This is a genomic window from Streptomyces similanensis (genome assembly GCF_039543625.1).
GTDB classification, from domain to species: Bacteria; Actinomycetota; Actinomycetes; order Streptomycetales; family Streptomycetaceae; genus Streptomyces; species Streptomyces similanensis.
Window position 1 is genome coordinate 1 of the sequence record NZ_BAABKC010000034.1, and the last position, 4,363, is coordinate 4,363.

A 4,363-nucleotide genomic window follows, 5' to 3' on the forward strand; every position below is an offset into this window, starting at 1 on the left:
CCCCACCTACCCCTTCCAACACCAACGCTACTGGCCGAACGCCTCTCCCCTGCACCAGCGGGGAACCCGCTCCGAACACCCCCTGCTCTCCGCGAGCGTCGACCTGGCGCACAGCAGCGGGACGCTGCTCACCGGCCGGATCTCCGTGGCCGCGCAGCCGTGGCTGGCCGATCACGTCGTCGCGGGTGCGATCGTCTTCCCCGGTACGGCGTTCGTGGAACTCGTTCTGCACGCGGCACAGCGGTCGGGGCACCACGGTCTGGCGGAACTCACGCTGGAGAGCCCGCTGCTGATGACCGAAGAGGGCTCCGTGGACCTCCAGGTCGCGGTGGGCGAGCCGGACGCCGACGGCAAGCGTGCGGTGACCGTCCACTCCAGGCCCGACGTGGACAGCGCCTGGCAGTCGCACGCCGTCGGCACCATCGGTGGCGAGCCGCCGGCCGAACCGTCGTGGTCACTGTCCGCCTGGCCCTCGCCGGGCGCGACCGAGCTGCCGATATCGGACGTGTACGCCGGGTTCGCGGCCGCCGGCCTCGACTACGGACCCTTCTTCCAAGGGCTGCGCAGGGCCTGGCGGGCCGGGGAGGACGTGGCGGTGGAGGTGGAACTGCCGGCCGGTGAGGATCAGGACACCGGCTTCGCGATGCACCCGGCGCTGCTGGACTCGGTCCTCCAGGGGGTCGGTGTCGACCGGATGCTCGGTGCGGACGGTCATGCGCGGCTGCCGTTCGCCTGGGCGGGCGTGACCGTGCACGCCCGCGGTGCGACCCGTCTGCGGGCCGTGCTGTCTCCGTCGGGCGATGACGCGATCGCCCTGCGCGTCGCCGACGACGCGGGCCGGCCGGTCCTGGAGGTCGAACGGCTCACGATGCGACGGCTCACCGGCTCGCAGTTCGCCGGCGGTCGGCGGTCGCTGTTCGCACAGGCGTGGCAACCGCGCGAACTGCCGGGCAGGGCGACAGAGTTCACCATGCTCGGCGCGGAGAACGAGTCGTCGGACGCCACCCACTCCCTCCTGCTCGTGAACCACGGGCAGGACCTCGATCCCGAGACTGCGATGGCGGCGGCTGCGGACGTGCTGGACACCCTGCGGTCCCGCACTCAGGAACGCGTCCTGGTGGTCGTCACCTCCCACGCGGTCGCGGTGGACGGCGACCCCGCACCGGCGGGCGCGGCCGTGTGGGGGCTGGTGCGTGCCGCGCAGGTGGAAGCGCCGGGCCGGATCGTGCTGGTGGACCTCGACGGCGAGGAGCGGTCGTGGCGAGCCCTTCCGTACGCCTTGTCCAGTGGTGAGCCCGAACTCGCCCTGCGGGAAGGGGAGCTGCGGGTGCCCAGGCTCGTCCCCGCGCCGGCCGGGTCGGCCGCGGCCCCGGACTGGAAGGCGAGCACCGTTGTGATCACCGGGGCGGCCGGTACGTTGGGCGGTGTCGTCGCCGGCCACTTGGTCCAGGCCCACGGTGCGGCCGATCTGGTGCTGCTGAGCCGCCACGGTGACGCGCCGGAGCCGGAGGGCGCCGATGTCACCCAGCTGGCCTGCGATCTCACCGACCGCGAGCAGATCGCCGCCGCGCTCGCCGCGGTGCCCGCCGATCGTCCGCTCGTCATCGTCCACTGCGCCGGCGTCATCGACGACGCCGTCCTGGCGCATCAGAGTCCCGGGCATCTACGGCGGGTCTTCGGACCGAAGGCGACCGCCGCCTGGCACCTGCACGAACTCACCCGGGACCGCGACGTCAGCGCGTTCCTCCTCTTCTCCTCCGCGGCGGCCACCCTCGGCTCCCCCGGCCAGGCCAACTACGCCGCCGCCAACGCCTACCTCGACGCCCTCGCCCACCACCGCACCAGCGCCGGACTCCCCACCACCAGCCTCGCCTGGGGACCCTGGGCAGCCGGCATGGCGGCCGGCATCGGTGAGGTGAACCGCAGACGGCTGGCCGGGACGGGCCTCACCCCGATCGACGAGGCCCTGGGCCGCGCCCTGTTCGACGAGGCGGCCGCGATCGGCGGCCCGATCCTGTTCCCGCTCGCGGTGGACCGGGCGGCACTTCGCCGGCGCTCCGCCGACGCCGGGCTGCCGCCCGTACTGCGCGACCTCGTGCCGGCGCCGGTCCGGACGGCGGCGTCGAGCGTTCCGGAACGGGTCCTGACCGACGAGCTGAGCGACCTGCCGCCCGACGAGCAGCGGGCCAGGATCGCGGAGTTGGTGCTCAGCCGCACCGCGGTCGTCGCGGGGCACGATTCGGACGAGGCGATCTCGCCGGACCGGCTGTTCACCGAGTACGGGTTCGACTCCTTGATGGCCGTGGAACTGCGTGGAGCGCTCGACGTGGCCACCGGTCTGCGGCTGCCGGCGACGCTGGTCTTCGACCACCCGACGCCCGCGGCGGTGTGCGCGTACCTGCTGTCGCTCCTCGCTCCCGGACGCTCCTCCGGACCGGAGGCGATCTTCGCCGAGATCGACCGGCTGGAGCAGCGGCTCGGGCAGGTCGGTCAGCGGCATGCGGCGCAGGTGCGCGGCCGGCTCCGGTCTCTGCTCAACACCTGGGAGAGCGCCGGCAAGGACGACGCGGAAGACGGCGCCGCCGAGCTGACGGCGGCGGACCTGGACGACATGTTCGACATCATCGACGACGAGCTGGGCTTGTCCTGATGGGATGGGTGTGACGTGGACGAAGGCAAGACACTCCAATACCTCAAGCGGCTCACCACCGAGCTGCGGGACACCCGCCAGCGACTGCGTGACGTGGAGGAGAGCAGTCGCGAGCCCCTTGCGGTGGTGGGCATGGCCTGCCGGTATCCGGGCGGTGTGCGGACACCGGAGCAGCTGTGGCAGCTGGTCGTCTCCGAGCGGGACGCCATCGGCGGCTTTCCCACCGACCGCGCCTGGGACATCGAGGCGATGCGGTCGGCGCGTCCGGGTGACACCGGCAGCAGCAGCACGCTGCAGGGCGGCTTCCTGTACGACGCGGCGGAATTCGACGCGGAGTTCTTCGGCATCTCGCCACGCGAGGCCGTGTCGATGGACCCGCAGCAGCGGTTGCTGCTGGAGACCGCGTGGGAGGCGGTCGAGGGCGCCCAGATCGATCCCGGCTCGCTGCGGGGCAGCCCCACCGGCGTCTTCGCCGGCATCATGTACCACGACTACGCCTCTCGGCTGGCGCGGATCCCGGATGTCGCGGAGGGATACCTCGGCACCGGCAACTCCGGCAGCATCCTGTCCGGCCGTATCGCCTACACGCTCGGTCTGGAGGGACCGGCCGTCACAATCGACACCGCCTGTTCCTCGTCACTGGTGGCCCTGCACCTCGCCGCGCAGGCGCTGCGGCGGGGCGAGTGCTCGCTGGCGCTGGTCGGAGGCGTGACCGTGATGGCCAGCCCTGCGCCGTTCATCGACTTCAGCAAGCAGCAGGGGCTTTCGTCGGACGGCCGGTGCAAGGCCTTCGCCGACTCCGCCGACGGCACCGGCTGGGCGGAGGGCGCCGGCCTGCTGCTCGTGGAACGGCTGTCGGACGCCCGGCGCAACGGTCATCCGGTGCTGGCGGTGGTGCGCGGTTCCGCGGTGAACCAGGACGGCCGTTCGAACGGCCTCACCGCGCCCCATGGTCCGTCGCAGCAGCGTGTCGTACGCGACGCCCTGATCGACGCGGGGCTGCGGCCCGACCAGATCGATGCGGTGGAGGCGCACGGCACCGGGACCCGGCTGGGCGACCCCATCGAGGCGCAGGCGTTGCTGGCCGCCTATGGCCAGGACCGCGAACAGCCGCTGTGGCTGGGCTCGGTGAAATCGAACATCGGTCACACCCAGGCCGCCGCGGGTGTGGCGGGTGTGATCAAGACGGTGATGGCGATGCGGCACGGTGTGCTGCCCCGTACCCTGCACGTCGACGTTCCGACCACGGAAGTCGACTGGAGCTCCGGCGCCGTTTCCCTGCTCACCGAGTCGGTCGCCTGGCCGCGGCGGGACGGGACACGCAGGGCGGGTGTGTCGTCGTTCGGCTTCAGCGGGACGAACGCGCACGTCATCCTGGAGCAGCCGGCCACGGCCGATGAGCCGGCCGAGAACGCGGGTTCCCCCCTGCCCGTGATCCCTTGGGTCCTCTCCGCGCGCGACGAGCACGCGCTGCGTGATCTGGCGACCGGACTCGGGAAGACCGTCGCGGACGGCGCCTCGGCGCTCGACATCGGTTACACGCTCGCCACCGCCCGTACGCCCTTCGAGCATCGAGCCGTGGTGCTGGCGCGCGATTCCGAGGAGGGGGGCCAGGCGCTCGCGGCGCTCGCCCGTGGTGAGGCCCATCCCGCGGTGGTCACCGGACGCGCGTCCGGCGAGGGCACTCTGACCATGGTCTTCTCCGGCCAGGGC

Annotated in this window: 2 protein-coding genes; both read left to right on the forward strand. The window is 72.5% G+C overall.

Annotated elements, in window-relative coordinates:
- Nucleotides 1-2,650, forward strand: a 2,650-nt coding sequence (locus tag ABEB07_RS11195) for a type I polyketide synthase (protein ID WP_345668138.1), incomplete at its 5' end; no start/stop codon positions are given.
- Nucleotides 2,651-2,665: 15 nt separating this feature from the next.
- On the forward strand, nucleotides 2,666-4,363 hold a 1,698-nt coding region (locus ABEB07_RS11200), incomplete at its 3' end, for a type I polyketide synthase (protein ID WP_345668140.1).